Source organism: Burkholderiales bacterium, assembly GCA_035518095.1.
GTDB lineage: Bacteria > Pseudomonadota > Gammaproteobacteria > Burkholderiales > JAHFRG01 > JAHFRG01.
In genome coordinates, this window is sequence record DATIXX010000034.1 from 1 (window position 1) to 3,759 (window position 3,759).

Consider the following 3,759-nt stretch of genomic DNA (forward strand, 5'->3'; position numbering starts at 1 on the left):
TAAGCGGTCAACGGCAGAGAACGATTAAGTCAAACGATTAAGTCATAAGCAGACCGCCGTAAACCTGAGCGAGTGATGGTCCGCTGCCATTCACTGCAAACCGCCATATTTTTGCTGGCACACCTGCTGTTGACCAGAGCAGTTGATTAAGCACTGTGCCTGATTCGTCATAGTTCCTACCGAGGCGGTAGACGTGCCAGGCATGGCAGTGACGTGAATAACGCTGTAACACGGCCCGGTACATTGCATGTAGCATCTCTATTCACATACCGGCCAGGGCTGCAACGCTTCTGTATCCGCGATGTCAGCTTCGCGTAAGCTTCCGGTGACGCTTGATGTGCGGTGACTGGCAATCCTAGCTAAAATTACCCAACACAATACCGTGAAGCGATTGCTGTCGCTTATTGGTTCAGTTTGCATTCATTGAGCAAGGTGGAGCATAGGGAACGGGCACAAATAAATGGGAGGAAAAACATGCTGCGTAAGATCATGATTGTTTTGATTGCCTTCGCAGCCGCAGGCGCTGTGGCAATACCGACGGGCGTGTCAGCCCGCGGCGGGCACGGTGGCCCCCACGGCGGCTTTCATGGCGGCTTTCATGGCGGCTTTCACGGCGGCTATCGCGGTGGCTATCGCGGTGGGTTCGGCTTTCGGAGCTTCGGATATCCATATTATACGAGCGGTTATGGCTACTCATGCTGGCGCTGGCTAGAAACACCTTTGGGACCACGTCGAGTGTGGGTGTGCGACGGCGGCTATCCATATTACTGAGCCATTTTACTGAGCCATTGTTGATCGATCACGGACGGATGCGAAGGACCGATCATTTCCTGATAGCGGAGGAATGATGGGGATTGATTGGCGAGCGTCCAGCTCATGCTTGAGCACCGCAGATCGATTTGTCCTTGCAATGCTCGGTCAGCGGCCGAAACTGGCAGTAGCTGCACGGCGTAACGCATGCTTGCTCAGCGTCATGTATCACGAGCGCCGTATATACGCGGTGAGCGCACATTCACCGTTTTCTCTTGAAAGAGATCACGATCGCAGCAGCAGATTCTGGAGATTCTAATGAGCAAGTTATTGACTACCGTGACCGTGCTGAGTGCGTTGAGCTGCTGCCAAGCCTTGGCACAACAGCAGGATGCACCGCCCGCGCCCTTGGAATACCTCAAGATCATCCGGACCGCCGTCATTCTCGGGGATACCGATGGATTTGTTGGCGTTAAAGAAGAGGACGTACCTAAGGTACTGGCAGATTGGTGCAAGGAGCCATCATTTAAGGTCAAGGAAAGGGACGAGAAAAAAGCAAAGATTTTGATCAAGCAAAAGGTCGATCAATGCCGGGCCTATCTTGAAACTGTGCTGAAGACGGCAGATCTGCTTGAGGAAAATCTCAGCGATTTTATCAAGGCCTTGGAGGAGGGTTCAATAAAAGACCCGAAAGTTCTGAAGAATCGTGTGGAGACGCTCGGGGATCGAGTCAACGGCTTTATTGGTTCCAAGAGCGTTTTCCTCGCTTGGCTTCAGAAGAACGCCGAGCACTGATCCGCGCTTACAGAAAGCGCCAAAGGCACCTTCCGTTGGCGAGGCTACAGAAGCGATTGGGCAAAGGGAGCAAGAAGAGAGAAATGAAAACTTTGGTATTGCTAGCAGCTGTGCTCGTTGCGTCGAGTGGTATTGCAAATGCCCAGGATGCGGCCGCAGGTGAAGCGGTTTTCCGGCAGTGCCGAGCATGCCATGCGGTGGGCCCAGGAGCGCACAACTTGGTTGGCCCGGTGCTCAATGGGCTCGACGGTCGCAAGTCAGGCAGTGTTAAAGGCTTTGGTTACAGCGAGGCAAACAAGAATTCCGGTATCACCTGGAGTGAGGTGACTTTCAAAGAATATATCGTCAATCCTATTGCAAAAATTCCTGGCACAAAGATGGCCTTCGTCGGCATCAAGAACGAGAAGGACATCGCTGATCTCTGGGCATATCTGAAACAATTCAAGGCCGACGGCTCAACAAAGTAAACGCGTTGTCAATGATTCTACAAGAGATGCGAAGGTGGCTTGCGTGGAGAGGCCAATCGAAGGGCAGAACATTGTCGTCCAATATTTAGATCAGCTCAAAACTGAAACTGACCCGATCAAACGGGACATTTTGGAGAGGCTACTAATCCAAGAAGTTGACAGACGGACTCGTCACTACATTATGCCCGCCGCAAAGCGAATGAAGCGCCTAGTGATTTCATATCTTGGTCGGTAGCCAGCGCTTATCCGCTTGCGCCGCGCTCAACGATTTTGTCGGACTGCACTTAAACTTCAGAAATTCATCGGCAAAATTGGGGGCATTTTGCAAATTCCGTGGTCCAGATTGATCGGCAATAGATCAAATGCGAATTTATTCGCTTCTAACGAAACTTAGCCGTTTCATGCCGCGACTCATTCAGCATGTTCAGACACGGCGCTTTGCGACCACTTGCAATCGTGCAGTTAAGCGCCTATATTTATTAATCGACTTTGGCCGGACAACTGGGCCGCTTCGCTCCGTCATTGACGGGCCGCACGTATCAGCCTCTTACCAAATCGAAGAAACAGGGAACCGCGCAGCGTTTTGCTGCGGCGGCTCCCACGTGCATCCCGACAGTGAAAGGACAATCCATGACCTCGGGCACAGTGAAATTCTACAACGACCAAAAAGGCTTCGGCTTCATTCAGCCGGACGACGGACAGAAGGACGTGTTCGTCCATGCCACCGCGCTTGAGCGCGCTGGCATCCATGCCCTGCGTGAGGGTCAGAAGGTGACGTTCGACACGCAGAACGATCCGCGCAGCGGCAAGGTTGCCGTCGGTAGGATCGAACTGGCGTAACGCTTTAGGGCGATCTCGCCCGAAACGGGCCGCCGCTTGCAAAGGCGGCGGCCTTTCTCGACAGGAGGACGCGGGCATGCGCCTGTTCATGTTCAAGTCGGAAGGAAATCGCGGACTGCACGCTTTCGCCGCAGATCCGGGCGGCGAACAGTTACCCTCGCGACACGGGCCGTGGACCGCGGTTGGTGTTGTCCGTGAGGACAAGGACCCGCCCTACCAAATGAGCCGCGAAGTCATCGAACAGAGCATCGCCGATCAGGGCTTTCAGCTCTACAAGATGAAGAAGACTGCGGAGGGCTAAGCGCTCACCACACTAGAATAGCCAACGCCAGGGCGAACAGGCCGAGCGCAAACACAGCGGCGATGGCGTAGTTCAATGTGGATGTCATTATGATCCGCCCGAAATAGATAGCAGGACTTTCACCCCCGTGGCCCTAACGCCATTCGCTCTGCGGTCTCGACAAGGAAATCTATCTGTCGGCGCAGTTCCCTACCGCGGAGAGAACAATGGGCCCGGCAAGGATGTTCGTGGATAGCTTGACTCTCAGACCCGGAATTAGAGAACACAATCGGCACGTAGCCGACCTCACGGCATGTCCGTTCTCATGACGCTATCAGGGCCAGAGCGTCCGACGTGCTGCGACAATATTGCGACAATCACAGCAGTCGACTTTCGAAGGACTCAAAATCGTCCCGGTATTTTTGTAAAAGATCGACCGTTGCGACAACCAAATTCCGCATGGAACATAATGTCTCAGTGAAATCAGGGAGGATGTCGATGCGTAAGGCAATTACTATCGCTGCATTGGCTCTAACACTTGCCGGCTGCGAAACTGCACGCCAGGACCGCGCCCTAACCGGTGGGCTCATCGGTGGCGCTGCGGGAGGCATCATCGGAGGCGCGGCC

The 3,759-nt window shown here is 53.8% G+C and carries 5 protein-coding genes; all 5 read left to right on the forward strand.

Translation table 11 applies throughout. The annotated features are described in order from the left end of the window. The first annotated feature begins 474 nt into the window (after positions 1-474). Positions 475-771: a hypothetical protein gene (locus VLV32_06220; protein HUL41479.1), complete on the forward strand. Its 297-nt coding sequence runs from the start codon at positions 475-477 to the stop codon at positions 769-771. Positions 772-1,068: 297 nt separating this feature from the next. Beyond that, positions 1,069-1,545: a hypothetical protein gene (locus VLV32_06225; GenBank protein HUL41480.1), complete on the forward strand. Its 477-nt coding sequence runs from the start codon at positions 1,069-1,071 to the stop codon at positions 1,543-1,545. 83 nt (positions 1,546-1,628) lie between these two features. Beyond that, positions 1,629-2,012 carry a cytochrome c family protein gene (locus VLV32_06230; GenBank protein ID HUL41481.1) on the forward strand — a complete coding sequence of 128 codons (384 nt, stop codon included), beginning with the start codon at positions 1,629-1,631 and terminating at the stop codon, positions 2,010-2,012. Positions 2,013-2,642: 630 nt separating this feature from the next. Beyond that, complete coding sequence (locus VLV32_06235; protein ID HUL41482.1) at positions 2,643-2,852, forward strand: cold-shock protein; 210 nt, start codon at positions 2,643-2,645, stop codon at positions 2,850-2,852. 76 nt (positions 2,853-2,928) lie between these two features. Continuing rightward, positions 2,929-3,153: a hypothetical protein gene (locus VLV32_06240; protein HUL41483.1), complete on the forward strand. Its 225-nt coding sequence runs from the start codon at positions 2,929-2,931 to the stop codon at positions 3,151-3,153. Positions 3,154-3,759: the final 606 nt, after the last annotated feature.